This window comes from Solirubrobacter soli DSM 22325 (genome assembly GCF_000423665.1).
Taxonomy (GTDB): domain Bacteria; phylum Actinomycetota; class Thermoleophilia; order Solirubrobacterales; family Solirubrobacteraceae; genus Solirubrobacter; species Solirubrobacter soli.
Map to the genome: position 1 here is coordinate 109459 of NZ_AUIK01000010.1, position 13885 is coordinate 123343.

A 13885-nucleotide genomic window follows, 5' to 3' on the forward strand; every position below is an offset into this window, starting at 1 on the left:
CCGGCACGTATGTGGTTTTCGATATGCCGACGATATGGCGACGGCCCTAGCATCCGTACATGCGCGATCGGCCGCCCGGCTTGAGCGTTCGCCTCAAGCTCACCCTCAGCTACGCCGGATTCGTGATCGTCGCCGGCGTCCTGCTCCTCGCCGTCGTGTGGGTGTTCCTGCTGCGCTACGTCCCCGACCGCTACATCTTCGGGCCCGGCCCGTCGTTCCCGAACCGCACCGACCTCCTGCGCGCGTTCGTCCCGAAGGCGGCGATGATGTCGGGGTTCCTGGTCGTGTTCGGCCTGGTGGGAGGCTGGCTCCTCGCCGGCCAGATGCTCAGGCCGCTGACCCGCATCACCGACGCCACGCGCATCGCGGCGACCGGGTCGCTCTCCCACCGCATCCGGCTGCACGGCCGCAACGACGAGTTCCGTGAGCTCGCCGACGCCTTCGACGCCATGCTCGCGCGGCTCGAAGCCCACGTCGCCGAGCAGCAGCGCTTCGCCGCCAATGCCTCGCACGAGCTGCGCACGCCGCTGGCGGTCACGCAGACCTTGCTCGACGTCGCCCGCAAGGATCCGAGCCGCGACCCCGCCGAGCTCGTCGAGCGCCTGTATACCGTCAACACCCGGGCGATCACCCTCACCGAGGCGTTGCTGCTGCTCAGCCGCGCGGACCAGCGGTCCTTCGCCCTCGAGCACGTCGACCTGTCACTGATCGCGGAGGAGTCCACCGAGACCCTCCTGCCGCTCGCGGAGAAGAGCGGCCTCACGATCGAGACGTCCGGGGACGCGGCCCCCACCGTCGGCTCTCCCGCGCTCCTGCAGCAGTTGAGCACGAACCTCGTGCACAACGCAATCGTCCACAACCTGCACGACGCGGGCACCGTGTGGGTCACGACCAGCGTTCACCCCAAGAGCGTGGTGCTGACCGTCGAGAACACCGGCGAGAAGCTGACGCCGCAACTGGTGTCCACGCTCGTCGAGCCGTTCCGCCGCGGCACCGGACGCATCCACGGCGACCATGTGGGCGTCGGCCTCGGCCTGGCGATCGCCAAGAGCATCACGCAGGCACACGACGGCACGCTCACCCTCACGCCCCGGGCAGCCGGCGGCCTGCGCGTCGCGGTCGAGCTCCCCGCCGCCTCTTAGAACGGCATCGTCGCCGGCGGGCCAGGCCGCCACTTGCCGAACGTCGCGTACGCCTCGCTCGGCTGCGTCGTCTCGGTCTCGACGCCGGCGCCGTGCTCGAGCGCGGTCTCGTCGCGTGTGTAGACGGCGCTGCCGCGATGCTCCCGCGCGCCCGCCATGAAGATCACGCACGGACCGTCGCCCGCGCCGACGAAGATGTGCTCGGTGCCCGGCGGGCAGTGGACGAAGTCCCAGGCCTTCAACGTTCGCGCTTGGCCGTCGAGGATCGCGACGCACTCGCCGGAGAGGACGAGGAAATCCTCCTGGTCGTCCTCGCGGTGGTACATCCCGTTCGGCTGTCCCGGCGCCAGGACCGCGAGCGTGTAGCCGATCTGGCCGAAGTCGACCGGCCCGCCCTCGAAGATGCAGCAGTCACCGAACGTTTCGCTCGTCACCCAGGCGGCGTCGCGGACGTTGACGGTGAACCAGCCGTCGTCGGCGGCGACCAGCCCGTATTCGCTGTCTACCAGTTGCGCTTCGTGTGTCATGCACGCACTGGTACCCGCACGCGCCGCAACGAGTCCCACGTGAAGACGCACACCGCGGCCCAGACGAGCACGAACCCCGCCCAGCGCGAGGCGGGCATGGCCTCGTGCTTGATCGCCACGCCGATGACGAACTGGATGATCGGCGCGACGTACTGGAGCAGGCCGATCGTGGTCAGCGGGATGCGCACCGCCGCCGCGCCGAAGAGGATCAGCGGCACCGCGGTCGCGATCCCGCCGCCCGCGAGCAGTAGCACGTGCCCGGTGCCCTCGGTCGTCAGCGTGCCGCTTCCGGTCGCCTGCAGGACGAGGATGCACGCGAGCGCGGGGACGAACAGGAACGTCGTCTCGACCGCGAGGCTCTGCGTCCCGCCCACGCCCACCTGCTTCTTGACCAGGCCGTAGAAGCCGAACGAGAACGCCAGCGTGAGCGCGATCCACGGCGGGCGGCCGTAGGCGATCGTGAGCACGACGACGGCGACGGCCGCGATCCCCACGGCCACCCACTGCGGGCGGCGCAGGCGTTCTCCCACCACGAGCACCGCGAGCGCGACCGTGACGAGGGGGTTGATGAAGTAGCCGAGCGCGGTCTCGACGACGTGGCCGCTGTTGACGCCGTAGATGTAGCCGCCCCAGTTGACCGTGATCAGCGCGGCGGCGAGGCCGAGCAGGAGCGTGCGGCGCCGGCCGAGCTCGCGCACCCAGCGAAAGCCCTGCGTCGCGGCCAACAGGACGGCGACGACGACCATCGACCAGACGATCCGGTGGGCGAGGATCTCGACCGCGCCCGCGGGCTCGAGCAGCGGCCAGTACAGCGGGAAGAGGCCCCACAGCAGGTACGCCGCGAGACCCGCGGCGAAGCCTGAACGGAGCACTCGTTTGACGATAGCCTGCCCTTGATCGATCTTCAGGCCATCCTCGACGCCACGATGGACGTCGTCGCCGTGTTCGACTCGCAGCGGCGCTTCGTCTTCGTCAACGCCGCGGCCTGCCGGTTCTACGGCCGCCCGCGGGAGGAGATCGTCGGCTCGCGGCTGGACGACTTCATCGGGGCCGAGCGCGCCGAGGCCGACTGGAAGGACTTCCTGACGCCGGAGCGGATCGCCGTCGGCATGGTCGAGCACGTCTGGGACGGCGAGCAGGACGGTCGCCGCACCGTGCTCGAGGTGCGGTCCACGCCCGAGTTCCTCCCGGGTCTGCACCTGTTCGTCGTGCGCGACATCACCCAGCACCGGATCACCGAGGAGCAGCTGCGCCAAGCGCAGAAGATGGAGGCGGTCGGGCAGCTGGCGGGCGGGATCGCGCACGACTTCAACAACCTGCTGACGGTGATCGCGGGCTACGGGGAGATCGCGCGGCGGCGGATCGGCGCCGGTCCCGGCTCGGGGGAGCTGGAGGAGATCGTCCGCGCCGCCGGCCGTGCGGGCGACCTGACGAAGCAGCTGCTGGCGTTCGCCCGCCGCCAGGTGCTCGAGCCGGTGCTGCTGGACGTCAACGCGGTCGTCGCGGGGCTCGTGCCGATGCTCTCGCGGCTGATCGGCGAGGCGATCGAGATCGCGATGCTGGCCGGCCGCGAGCTCCCGCCGGTGCTGGCCGACCGCGCCCAGCTCGAGCAGGTGGTCATCAACCTCGCCATCAACGCGCGCGACGCGATGCCCGCGGGCGGCACGCTGGCGATCGAGACCTCGGTGGCGGAGGACCACGTGCGGCTCGCGGTCTCCGACACCGGCACGGGGATCGACCCCGGGTCGCTCGAGCGGATCTTCGAGCCGTTCTACACGACCAAGGACGTCGGGCTCGGAACGGGGCTCGGGCTCGCGACCGTGCACGGGATCGTCAGCCAGTCGGGCGGGCACGTCGAGGTGCGCTCAGAGCACGGGCTCGGGTCGACGTTCACCGTCTTCCTGCCCGCGGCGGCGGGCGTGCGGGCGCCCGCGATCGAGCCGCCGCAGCCCCGGCCGCGGCACGGCGGCCACGAGACGCTGCTGCTGTGCGAGGACGAGGCCGGTGTGCGCAAGCTCGTCGAGGTCGTGCTCAGCGGCGCCGGCTACACGGTCCACGCGGCCGCGCATCCGGACGAGGCGCTGGCCATCGCGGGTCGCTGCGGCGGCGCGATCGACGCGCTCGTCACCGACATCGTGATGCCGGGCATGTCCGGGCTCGAACTCGCCGAGCGCCTGGCACCGATCCGCACGCTGTTCATCTCCGGCTACTCGGCCGAGGCTTTCGAGCGCGCCGGTGGCCTCCCGGCGGGCAGCTCGTTCCTGGAGAAGCCGTTCGACCATGGCGCGCTGCTGGCGGAGGTCCGGTCCCTGCTGGACTCCGCGCGCCCCATAGAGTCCCGCCCATGATCGACGAGAGCACGGATCTGGGGGCGCTGGTCGGGCGCCACCTGCGCGACGACCGCATCGTCTGGCTGACGACCGTCACGCCCGGCGGCTCCCCGGTGCCCAGCCCGGTGTGGTTCTGGTGGGACGGGGACAGCACGGTGCACGTGTTCTCGTTGCCCGATACCGCCCGCACCCGCAACATCGAGGGCAACGCGAAGGTGTCGCTGAACTTCGCGGGCGACGGCTCGGGCGGGGACATCGTGATCCTCTCGGGCGTCGCGTCGCTCACCGCGGACGGTCCGGGCGCCCACGAGTTCCCGGGCTTCGTGCGCAAGTACGGCTGGGGCTTCGAGCGGTTGCGGATCACCCCCGAGCAGTTCGCGACGCGCTACTCGATGCCGGTGCGGATCCGCTTGACCAAGGTGCGAGGGCACAAGTGACGGACGCCGTCCGCGTGGCGGCGGGCCCGGACGACGCGGCGGTCGTCGCCTCGCTCCTGATGGCCTTCCGCGACTGGATGGGCTACGCGCCGCCGGAGGTCGAGACGGTCCCCGCGACGGTCGCGCGGCTGATCGAGGACCCGAACACGGTGTACCTGCTGGCCGGCGACGCCGGGTTCGCGCAGGTGCGCTTTCGTCTGAGCGCCTGGACCGGCGTCGAGGACTGCTGGCTGGAGGACGTCTTCGTGCGCGAGTCCGCTCGCGGCACCGGGCTCGGGCGGGCGCTGGTGGACAAGGTCCTCGCCGTCGCCCGCGAGCGCGGCTGCAAGCGGGTCGAGCTCGACGTGCAGTCCGACAACGCCGGCGCCCGCGCGCTCTACACGTCGGTCGGGTTCTCCGACACGCCGAAGGGCCCGGTCCACACCTACTTCATGAGCTGCCGGCTCGACGACAGCAGCGCGGCGTAGGTGATCAGGCACAGCGCCAGCGCGAGTGGCACCGCGGTGTAGACGCCGAGCCCCGGCGCGGCGAGCGCGACCGTCACGGTGAAGACCAGGTAGGCGCGCAGCCCGCCGATCAGGCCCCGCAGCGCGGTCGCGGCGGACCGCGGGCCGCGGGTGCGGACGAGCAGGACCGCGAACGCCGTGCTCAACGCTGGGAACGCGCCGATCGCGCCCGCCGCCGCGGGCCCGGCGAGCTCCGCCGTGGTCAGCGCCGCGGCGACCATGACGAGGGCGGCCGCGGCACCGACCGCGGTCGCGCCGCGCATCGGGCCAGAGCGCGCCGGAACTAAGGGGTCTGACCCCTTAACGCTGCGTTCGCATGAAAATGCCTGCTCAGAGCGATTTCGCAATGTTGAGGGGTCTGACCCCAGGGTGAGGGCCGGGATGGCGAGGACGATGGCCAGCGGGGTTGGGAGCGGGGCGAGAAGCAGCGAGCCGAGGGCGAAGGCGGAGGCGCCGGCGAGGACGCCGAGGGCGGCGCCGCGGCGTTCGACGACCGCGGCGAAGGCGAGTGCGAACGCGACTTGGGCGACGACGTGGGCGGCGGCGCCGGCGGCGAGGGTCGCGCCGGCGTCGGCGCCGAGCTCGGCGCCGACGGCGAGCAGGATGACCGAGAGGGCGACCGGCATGGCGGCCATGGCGCCGGCGACGGCGGCGCCGAAGCGGCGCTCGGCGGCCGATACCGCGAACATCAGGGAGGGAGCGGCGACGAGGGGAACGAGGACCATGTCCTTTCACCCTCGGTGACGCGACGCGTTATTTCCAGCGACGGTTTCACACGGAAAAGCGTGAGATAATCCGAACGATGGAGCTTCGACGGCTGCGGCTGCTGCACGAGTTCTCGCGCCGTGGGACGGTCGCGGCGGTCGCCGAGGCGCTCAGCTACAGCCCGTCGTCGGTCTCGGTCCAGCTGGCCGAGCTCGAGCGCGAGGCGGGGACGCCGCTGCTGCGGCGCGTCGGGCGCACGCTGGAACTCACGCCCGCCGGGGTCCGCCTCGCCGAGCACGCGGCGCAGGCGCTCGCCGCGGACGAGGCGGTCCTCGCCGAGCTGGCGCGCCTGAGCGGCACGCCACGCGGCACCGTGCGGATGACGTTCGTGCAGACGCCGGCGCTCGCGCTGCTCTCCACCGCCCTGCGCGAGCTGGCCGAGACCGCGCCCGAGCTGCGTGTCGAGGTCACCCATCGCGAGACCGCGCCCGCGATCGCGTCACTGCGTTCCCGCGAGGTCGACCTCGTGGTGGGCATCGACTACGACCCGGTCCCCGTCCCCCGCCACCGCGACGTCGACCGCGAGGACCTGATCCGCGAAGCCGTCCTGCTCTGCGTCCCGACCGACCACCCGGCCGCCGCCGCCCCAGGCCCGATCTCGCTCGCCGCCTTCGAGCACGCCGCTTGGGCGGCCGACTTCCCCGGCAGCGGCCATCGCACCGCGCTCGAGCATCTCTGCAACGGCCTCGGCGGCTACGCGCCCGACATCGTCCACCACACCGACGACGCCCTGATCCTGCGAGCGCTCGTCGCCTCCGGCCGCGCGGTGACGATCCTCGCCGCCCTGATCGCCGCCGCGACCCCGCAGGTCGCCGCCCGCCCGATCGCCGAGGGCGCCGTGCACCGCACGATCTTCACCGCCGCCCGCGCCACGACCGTCGACGCGCCCGCGATCCAGGCCGTTCGCACCGCCCTGCGTCACGCCGCGGACGCCGCCACCCAGGGTCGTGAGGACGTCACGCTGCTCGCGGACTAGGCTTGCCCACGTGTCGTTGGTCCCGGGGCCGGAGTACGACCGCGCGAAGCTGATCGGCGGAGTGGTGCACTTCGGTGTGGGCGGCTTCCATCGCGCGCACCAGGCGATGTACCACGACCGCCTGCTCAACGCGGGCAAGGGGTTCGAGTACGGGATCGTCGGCGTCGGGGTGATGCCGCAGGACCGGGCGATGAAGGACGCGCTCGAGCGCCAGGACCACCTCTACACGCTCGTCGTCAAGCACGCGGACGGGACGTACGAGCCGCGGGTGATCGGGTCGATCGTCGACTACCTGTTCGCGCCCGACGACCCCGAGCGCGTGGTCGAGCAACTGGCGGCGCAGACCACGCGGATCGTCTCGCTGACGGTCACCGAGGGCGGCTATGAGCCCGACAACGTCGTCTTCCGCTACATCCTCGACGCGCTGGCGCTGCGCCGCGAACGAGGCCTCGAGCCCTTCACGGTGATGTCATGCGACAACCTGCCCGGCAACGGGCACCGGACGCGCCAGGTGTGCCTGGAGCTCGGGGGACCGGGGGCGATCGAGGGCGTCGCGTTCCCGAACGCGATGGTCGACCGGATCACGCCGCAGACGACCGACGCCGACCGCGCCGAGGTCAAGCAGCGCTTCGGCATCGAGGACGCGTGGCCCGTGGTCTGCGAGCCGTTCACGCAATGGGTGCTGGAGGACCACTTCACGCTCGGCCGGCCGCCGTACGAGGAGGCCGGTGCGCAGTTGGTGGCCGACGTCGAGCCGTACGAGCTGATGAAGCTGCGGCTGCTCAACGCGTCCCACCAGGCGCTCTGCTATTTCGCCTACCTCGACGGCTACCGGCTCGTCCACGAGGCGGCGCAGGATCCGCTGTACCGCACCTTCCTGCGGGATTACATGGACCGCGAGGGAACGCCGACGCTGCCGCCCGTCCCCGGCGTCGATCTCGACGACTACAAGACGACGCTGATCGAGCGATTCTCCAATCCGGAGGTCCGCGACACGGTCGCCCGCCTGTGCGCCGAGTCCAGCGACCGGATCCCGAAGTGGCTGCTCCCCGTCGTCCGCCACAACCTCGAGCACGACGGCGAGATCGAGCGCAGCGCCGCCGTCGTGGCCAGCTGGGCGCGCTACGCCGAGGGCACGGACGAGCAGGGCGAGCCGATCGCGGTCGTCGACCCGCTCGCGGACCGCGTGATGGTCAACGCGCAGGACGGCGGGTTCCTCGAGGACGCGGAGCTCTTCGGCGACCTCGGCGCCAACCACCGCTTCCGGTCGGCGTTCGACGAGGCGCTGAACTCACTGCACGAACACGGCGCCCGCAAGACGCTCGAGCGCTACCAGAGCGTGTAACCGCCGTCGAGAACGACCACCGAGCCGGTCATGAAGCTCGACGCGTCCGAGGCCATGAAGACGACCGGCGGCCCCAGCTCCTCCGGCAGCGCGTAGCGTCCCATCGGCGGGTCGTCGACCCACAGCGGCTTGAACTTCGGGTCGTCGACCGGTGCCATCTCGGTCTTCACATAGCCGGGCGCGAGCGCGTTGACGCGCACGTTGTGCGGCGCCCACTCCGCCGCCAGCGACTTCGTCAGCTGATGCACCGCCGCCTTGGACGCGTTGTACGCGGGCTGCCACTGCGGCCGGTTGACGATCTGCGCCGAGATCGAGCCGATGTTGACGATCACCCCTCCCCCGCGCTCGATCATCTGCTCGCCGACGACCCGCGAGCAGTTCCAGACGCCGTCGACGTTGACGTCCCACACGGACCGCCACTCGTCGTCGGGCACCTCGAGCGCCGGCCGGTGGTAACAGACGCCGGCGTTGTTGACCAGCACGTCGATCGGGCCGACCTCGGCGACCATCGCGCGCACGCTGTCGACGTCGGTCACGTCGGTGATCACGCCCTCGCTGCGCGACGCGATCACCACCTCGGCGCCGGCCTCGCGGAGTGCCGTCGCGACGGCGGCGCCGATCCCGCGGCCGCCGCCGGTGACGACGGCGCGTTTGCCGTCCAGGCGGAACGAGTCCATGACCGTCATGCAATGGAGTATCCCGCCGGAACAACGGGAATTGGCAGACGAGGGCGAAATACGCAACGCTGTGAGCTGACAGTGTCGAGGATGGGGGAGTGAAGCGGGATGGCCGAGATCACGTTCCAGAACGTGTGGAAGCGGTACCCGGATGGCTTCGAGGCCGTCAAGGACATGAATCTCGAGATCGGCGACGGGGAGTTCATGATCCTCGTCGGCCCGTCGGGCTGCGGGAAGTCGACAGCGCTGCGGATGGTCGCGGGTCTGGAGGACATCACCGACGGTGAGTTGGTCATCGGCGGCGAGCGGGTCAACGAGCTCGCCCCGCGCGACCGCGACATCGCGATGGTCTTTCAAAACTACGCGCTGTACCCGCACATGACCGTGCGCGAGAACATGGGCTTCGCGCTCAAGCTGGCCAAGGTCAACAAGTCAGAGATCGACAAGAAAGTCGACGAGGCCGCCGAGATCCTCGAGCTCGGCTCACACCTGGACCGCAAGCCCGCCAACCTCTCCGGCGGCCAGCGCCAGCGCGTCGCGATGGGCCGCGCGATCGTGCGCGACCCGAAGGCGTTCCTGATGGACGAGCCGCTCTCCAACCTCGACGCCAAACTCAGAGTGCAGATGCGCACCCAGGTCGCGCGCATCCAGCAACAGCTCGGCACCACGATGCTCTACGTCACCCACGACCAGACCGAGGCGATGACCCTCGGCGACCGCGTCGCCGTCATGCGCGCCGGCATCATCCAGCAAGTCGACACGCCCAAGGTCCTCTACGAAGACCCGATCAACCTCTTCGTCGCCGGCTTCATCGGCTCCCCCGCGATGAACTTCGTCCCCGCGCGCCTGGAGGAGAACAAGGTCCGCCTCCCCTTCGGCGACGCGCCGATCCCCGCCGGCGTGACCACCGACAAGCGCGAAGTGATCGCCGGCATCCGCCCCGAGCACTTCGAGGACGCCGCCTACGGCGACGACATCGTCGACGGCCTGCGCTTCAAGACGACCGTCGACGTCGTCGAGTCGATGGGCTCCGAGCTCTACGCCTACTTCGACATCAAGGGCGCCGAGGACCTGCACTCCGAACAGCTGGACGAGCTCGCCGCAGACGCCGGCATGGACGACGTCCCGGGCGGCGGCGCCTCGCACGTGGTCGCTCGCCTCGACGCCCGCTCCCAGGCCGAGCACGGCAAGGAGGTCGAGGTCGTCCTCGACACCTCGCAGATCAAGCTCTTCGACACCGACGGCGGCCGATCCCTCACGACGAAACGCTGACCACCTGGTCGGGGGCGTTCCGGCTGAACAGCGTCCCCGTCTGCGTGAACGGAGTGCTGGTGAAGAGCCCGCCGCCCCGGCGGGTTCCGCCGATCAGCCGGTTGGCCGTGATCGCCACGTGGTCGAGCGTCAACTCGACCGGCGGGCCTGACAGGGCGACGCCGTTCCAGACGCCGCCGCCCTCGGTCCGGCCGGCCGCTTGGACGCTGTTGTCGTGCACGAGCGTGCGGCGCAGCGTGAGGAGGCTGTTGTTGAAGACGCCGCCGCCGCGTGCGACGGCGTCGCCGGTGCGGGTGATCGCGGTCGCCTGGTTGCCCGCGACGACACTGTCGGTCATCACGACCGGCTTCGGATCGCCTTCGAAGGTGAAGACCGCGAGCGCGCCGTAGATCGCCGCCAAGCCCTGCGTGGTGCGCTGGACGGAGACGTTGCGGGTGAGGGCGGTGCGGGTCAGCGTGCCGCCGCCGTCGAGCTCGACCGCCCCGCCCGCGTCGCCCGTGTCCTCGGTGCTGGTGGCGACCCCGGTCAGGCGGTTGGCGTCGATCACCGTGTCGGAGATCGCCGCCGGTCCCTGCAGCAGCATCGCGGAGTTGAACGCCAGCGGTGCGCCGACCGGGTCGACGGCGGAGATCTCGTTGCGCGAGATCGAGCTGCGGTCGATCGTCGCGCTGACGCTCGGGTCGGTGTGGATCGCGCCCGCGTGGGCGTTCATGTCGATGTTGGCGTCGCCGACCTTGGCCGGCAGCGTGCTGGTCAGGTCGGCCACGTTGTCGTCGATCCGCGAGTCGCGGACGGTCAGCGTCCCACCGGTGACGAACAGGCCGCCGCCCTCGGCGAAGCGGCCGTGGGGTGGGACGGCGACGGCGCGGTTGTCGCTGACGACGCTGTGGTCGAGCGTAAGGCTGCCGGCGCCGCTGGAGATGCCGCCGCCGTCGGCGTCCGAGCTCAGAGGCCCGCCGGCCTGGTTGCCGGTCACACGCGTGCGGACCAGGGTCAGGTTGCCCCAGTTGTCGATCCCGCCGCCGGAGCCGAGCCCGAACCGGCACGGGCCGCCCGGGCAGACCGCGCGGATGCTCGACACCGTCTGCCCGTTCGCGGCGCGGTTGCCGGTGATGACGCTGTCTGTGATCGTCACGGTCGCGGGCGCGATGTCGTCCGGCGGCGGGCCGATCTCGACGCCGCCGCCGAGCGCCGTGCCCTTGACGTAGTCGGGCCCGCACAGCGGGCCGCAGTAGTCGCTGGCGGTGGTCACGCCGCCCGTGATCGTCACACCGTCGATCGAGACGGCCGCAGGGGCGTCGATCCGCACGACCGGGCCGCCGCCGCGGATCACCGACCCGTTGCCGATCAGCGCCAGGCTGTGGTCGATGTGGATCGGGCCGGCGTACGTGCCGCGGGTCAGGCGGATCGTGTCGCCCGGCTTGGACTGGTCGATGCGGGCCTGCAGCGAAGGCGCGGCCTGTGCCGCGGGGGCGAAGGCGAGCGCCGCCGCGAGCGCGATGAACGGAGTGGGCTTCATGGTCAGGCGACGCTAAGCGGCGGCGTGCGGCGCGGAAACAGGTCCCGCACCGAACCTCCGTCAGGGTCTGCCCTGATCTATCCGCGCAGGTAGGTGAGCACGGCGAGGACGCGGCGGCTGCTGTCCGAGGACTCGAGCAGGCCGAGCTTGATGAAGATGTGGCGCACGTGGCTCTCGACCGTCTTCGGGCTCAGGAAGCAGAGCTCGCAGATGCGCTTGTTCGAGTGGCCTTCGGCCATCAGGCCCAAGATCTCCCGCTCTCGCGCGGAGAGCTCGTCGAGTGGCCCCGGCTCGCGGACGCGGTTGAGCAGGCGGTTGACGATCGCGGGATCGAGCACGCACTCCCCGTGACTGATGCGGCGCAGGGCGTCGCCGAGCACGCCGGGGTCGCCGACGCGCTCCTTGAGCAGATAGCCCGTACCCGCCGGGTAGTCGGCGAACAGCGCCGCGGCGTAGCGGGCGTCGAGGTAGCTCGAGAGCAGCAGCACCGCCGTCTGCGGGTGATGCTTGCGGATCTCGGCCGCCGCCTTGAGGCCCTCGTCGGTCTGCGTCGGCGGCATCCGGATGTCGACCAGCGCCGCATCCGGGCGCTCGCGCGCGATCAGCCGGAGCAGCGCCTCGGGCTCCTCGGCCTCGCCCACGACCTCGAAGTCGCGGTCGGCGAGCAGCCGCGCCAGGCCGGCGCGCATGAGCGCCATGTCCTCGGCGATCACGATCCGCACGGCAGCCTCCCTTCCGCACCGCCGGACGCGATCGCGAGCGTGCCGCCGAGCGCCTCGAAGCGGTCGGCCGCATCCTGCAGGGCGGGCAGCGCGACGCCCGGGAGCGCGATCCGCGCGCTCACCTGCTCCGCGTCGCGCTCGACCGTGATCCGGACCGCGCGGCCGTCGCCGTGCCGTTCGGCGCACCGCACGCCGTCGAGGATCAGGCGGTAGACCGCGGATTCAAGGCTCGGGTGCAGGCGGTTGTGCGGCATCGCCTCGATCTTCAGCGGCACCGCCGCCTCGTCGGCGAGCTCGAGCGTCGCCGACTCCAGGCCGGCATCCGTGAGCGCGGCGGGATGGATGCCGTGCGCGAGCGCCCGCAGATCCGCCAGCGCTGCCTTGACCTCATCGCGAGCGCGGTCGTCGAGGGTCATCGACAGCGCGATCAGCCGCTGCTGGGCTCCGTCGTGGAGGTCGCGCTCGATCCGGCGGCGCTCGGCGTCGCCGACCTCGACGATGCGCCGGCGCGAGGCCGCGAGTTCGCTCAGCTCGGCCCTGACGCGGGCGCGCAGCGAGGCGTGCTCGAGCGCCAGACCGGCGCCGCGAGCCGCGGCGGCGACGTGCTCGGCCGTGGCTTGGTCGTGGCGCAACTCGGCGATGACGTCCGCTCCGCGGGTGACCTGCGTGACGGCGCGGCCCGGACTCGCCGGCGCCGGACGTCCGTCGGCGTCGACCGCACCGGCCCCGTGCGGGAAGACGATCTCGAGGCCGGGATCGCCGAACGCGGCGCGCAGTCCCACGGGCGACGGGAGCGCGGCCGCGACGAGGTCGGCGATCCGGCGGCTCAACCGCCGCGCGCGGACGTACTCGAACGCGACCGTGCCCGCGGCTACAGCCAGCGCGGTGGTCTGGGCGAGCCAGAGGGTGCGAGTGGTCTCGTCGATCGTCGGCACGCCGTGGGTCGCGTTGACCGCGAACCCGGCCGCGCCGAGCAATGCGGCCGCGGCCGCCGCGGCCCGCCGCCGCAGCCCGAGGAGCCCCGCCGCGGCGCAGGTCAAGGCGGCGGCGTAGAGGCCGCTGTGGACGAGCGCGTCGTGCAGGTCGGCGTCGGAGACGACGAGCAGGAGGTTGCGCGGGCAGTCGAAGCAGCCCGTGGCCTCCGGGTCGAACGTCGCGGTCGCGAGCAGACCGAGCCAGCCTGCGGTGGCCGCGAGCGCCGCGACCGCGAGGGCGGGGGGCACCCGCGATCCGGCGCGTGCGGCCACGCCGGCCTGCGCCGGCGCGACGGACTCGCGGCCTCGGCGCGGCGCGCGCCGGTGCAGCAGCGCGGCGGTCGCGGCCAGCGCCGGCGCGGTCGCGCCGAGCGTCAGCGCGGCCGTGAAGGCGAGCGCGCCACCGGCCTCGGGCAGCGGCCAGGCGGCGAGAAACAGCGCGGGGCCGGCGGCGGCGAGTGCGATGCCGCCCCGGTCGCGGGGCGCCACGTACACGCCGGCCACCCAGGCGCCGAGGCCGGCGACGAGCATCAGCGCGAGCGCCGCGGCTTCACCGCCCGTCAGCGTGTCCGCCGGGTGGGCGCGCGCGTGGGCGGCCGCGGCGACCCCGAGGGCGGCGACGACGCATGTGGAGGGGATCCCCATGGCCGGGCGATCATCTCGCGTTTGACAGGGGCCAGTGCACCGGTTCAG

Annotated in this window: 14 protein-coding genes; 7 read left to right on the forward strand and 7 right to left on the reverse strand. The window is 72.0% G+C overall.

Translation table 11 applies throughout. From position 1 onward, the window contains the following. The first annotated feature begins 59 nt into the window (after positions 1-59). Positions 60-1142 carry a sensor histidine kinase gene (locus tag G569_RS0110455; protein WP_037495825.1) on the forward strand — a complete coding sequence of 361 codons (1083 nt, stop codon included), beginning with the start codon at positions 60-62 and terminating at the stop codon, positions 1140-1142. On the opposite strand, the gene G569_RS0110460 is transcribed toward G569_RS0110455, so the two are convergent. Both G569_RS0110460 and rarD read right to left on the reverse strand, forming a co-directional pair. Continuing rightward, on the reverse strand, positions 1139-1669 hold the full coding sequence (locus tag G569_RS0110460; RefSeq protein WP_028063378.1) for a cupin domain-containing protein: 531 nt from the start codon (positions 1667-1669) through the stop codon (positions 1139-1141). The genes G569_RS0110455 and G569_RS0110460 overlap by 4 nt on opposite strands. Then, positions 1666-2541: an EamA family transporter RarD gene (gene rarD, locus G569_RS47220; protein ID WP_053226153.1), complete on the reverse strand. Its 876-nt coding sequence runs from the start codon at positions 2539-2541 to the stop codon at positions 1666-1668. The genes G569_RS0110460 and rarD overlap by 4 nt, the downstream gene beginning before the upstream one ends. A gap of 21 nt (positions 2542-2562) precedes the next feature. On the opposite strand from rarD, the gene G569_RS47225 reads away from it, so the two are divergent. Genes G569_RS47225 through G569_RS57675 form a run of 3 tightly spaced genes read left to right on the forward strand, consistent with a single transcriptional unit; the run spans position 2563 to position 4903 of the window. Continuing rightward, positions 2563-4017 carry an ATP-binding protein gene (locus tag G569_RS47225; RefSeq protein ID WP_053226154.1) on the forward strand — a complete coding sequence of 485 codons (1455 nt, stop codon included), beginning with the start codon at positions 2563-2565 and terminating at the stop codon, positions 4015-4017. Then, positions 4014-4436 carry a TIGR03667 family PPOX class F420-dependent oxidoreductase gene (locus G569_RS0110475; RefSeq protein ID WP_028063379.1) on the forward strand — a complete coding sequence of 141 codons (423 nt, stop codon included), beginning with the start codon at positions 4014-4016 and terminating at the stop codon, positions 4434-4436. The genes G569_RS47225 and G569_RS0110475 overlap by 4 nt, the downstream gene beginning before the upstream one ends. Further along, positions 4433-4903: a GNAT family N-acetyltransferase gene (locus G569_RS57675; protein ID WP_053226155.1), complete on the forward strand. Its 471-nt coding sequence runs from the start codon at positions 4433-4435 to the stop codon at positions 4901-4903. Before G569_RS0110475 ends, G569_RS57675 begins: the two co-directional genes overlap by 4 nt. Here the strand turns inward: G569_RS57675 and G569_RS0110485 are convergent. Continuing rightward, the gene (locus G569_RS0110485) at positions 4861-5667 is read right to left on the reverse strand and encodes a hypothetical protein (RefSeq protein WP_037495828.1); all 807 of its coding nucleotides are present in this window, start codon (positions 5665-5667) and stop codon (positions 4861-4863) included. The genes G569_RS57675 and G569_RS0110485 overlap by 43 nt on opposite strands. Before the next feature lie 77 nt (positions 5668-5744). Here G569_RS0110485 and G569_RS47235 point away from each other — a divergent pair, with 77 nt between their 5' ends. Further along, on the forward strand, positions 5745-6683 hold the full coding sequence (locus G569_RS47235) for a LysR family transcriptional regulator (protein WP_053226156.1): 939 nt from the start codon (positions 5745-5747) through the stop codon (positions 6681-6683). A gap of 10 nt (positions 6684-6693) precedes the next feature. Next, positions 6694-8028, forward strand: a complete 1335-nt coding sequence (locus G569_RS0110495; protein ID WP_028063381.1) for a mannitol dehydrogenase family protein — start codon at positions 6694-6696, stop codon at positions 8026-8028. On the opposite strand, the gene G569_RS0110500 is transcribed toward G569_RS0110495, so the two are convergent. Further along, a complete protein-coding gene (locus G569_RS0110500; protein ID WP_028063382.1) occupies positions 8013-8714 on the reverse strand; it encodes an SDR family NAD(P)-dependent oxidoreductase in 702 nt (233 codons plus the stop codon). The two genes, G569_RS0110495 and G569_RS0110500, sit on opposite strands and share 16 nt — an antisense overlap. Positions 8715-8813: 99 nt before the next feature. On the opposite strand from G569_RS0110500, the gene G569_RS0110505 reads away from it, so the two are divergent. Then, entirely contained in the window at positions 8814-9977 is a 1164-nt protein-coding gene (locus G569_RS0110505; protein ID WP_028063383.1) for an ABC transporter ATP-binding protein, read from the forward strand. On the opposite strand, the gene G569_RS0110510 is transcribed toward G569_RS0110505, so the two are convergent. The 3 genes from G569_RS0110510 to G569_RS57680 all read right to left on the reverse strand — a co-directional run bounded on the left by G569_RS0110510 (position 9961) and on the right by G569_RS57680 (position 13837). Next, the gene (locus G569_RS0110510) at positions 9961-11496 is read right to left on the reverse strand and encodes a right-handed parallel beta-helix repeat-containing protein (protein ID WP_028063384.1); all 1536 of its coding nucleotides are present in this window, start codon (positions 11494-11496) and stop codon (positions 9961-9963) included. The two genes, G569_RS0110505 and G569_RS0110510, sit on opposite strands and share 17 nt — an antisense overlap. 77 nt (positions 11497-11573) lie before the next feature. After that, positions 11574-12218: a response regulator transcription factor gene (locus tag G569_RS0110515; RefSeq protein WP_028063385.1), complete on the reverse strand. Its 645-nt coding sequence runs from the start codon at positions 12216-12218 to the stop codon at positions 11574-11576. Continuing rightward, the gene (locus G569_RS57680; protein ID WP_028063386.1) at positions 12206-13837 is read right to left on the reverse strand and encodes a sensor histidine kinase; all 1632 of its coding nucleotides are present in this window, start codon (positions 13835-13837) and stop codon (positions 12206-12208) included. The genes G569_RS0110515 and G569_RS57680 overlap by 13 nt, the downstream gene beginning before the upstream one ends. Between the last annotated feature and the right edge of the window lie 48 nt (positions 13838-13885).

Bases quoted from the DNA above. Each gene is read 5' to 3' on its own strand.
- G569_RS0110455 (WP_037495825.1), top strand. From the start codon at position 60: ATGCGCGATCGGCCGCCCGGCTTGAGCGTTCGCCTCAAGCTCACCCTC.
- G569_RS0110485 (WP_037495828.1), bottom strand. From the start codon at position 5,667: ATGGTCCTCGTTCCCCTCGTCGCCGCTCCCTCCCTGATGTTCGCGGTA.
- G569_RS0110500 (WP_028063382.1), bottom strand. From the start codon at position 8,714: ATGACGGTCATGGACTCGTTCCGCCTGGACGGCAAACGCGCCGTCGTC.
- G569_RS57680 (WP_028063386.1), bottom strand. From the start codon at position 13,837: ATGGGGATCCCCTCCACATGCGTCGTCGCCGCCCTCGGGGTCGCCGCG.
- G569_RS47235 (WP_053226156.1), top strand. From the start codon at position 5,745: ATGGAGCTTCGACGGCTGCGGCTGCTGCACGAGTTCTCGCGCCGTGGG.
- G569_RS0110475 (WP_028063379.1), top strand. From the start codon at position 4,014: ATGATCGACGAGAGCACGGATCTGGGGGCGCTGGTCGGGCGCCACCTG.
- G569_RS0110510 (WP_028063384.1), bottom strand. From the start codon at position 11,496: ATGAAGCCCACTCCGTTCATCGCGCTCGCGGCGGCGCTCGCCTTCGCC.
- G569_RS0110460 (WP_028063378.1), bottom strand. From the start codon at position 1,669: ATGACACACGAAGCGCAACTGGTAGACAGCGAATACGGGCTGGTCGCC.
- G569_RS0110505 (WP_028063383.1), top strand. From the start codon at position 8,814: ATGGCCGAGATCACGTTCCAGAACGTGTGGAAGCGGTACCCGGATGGC.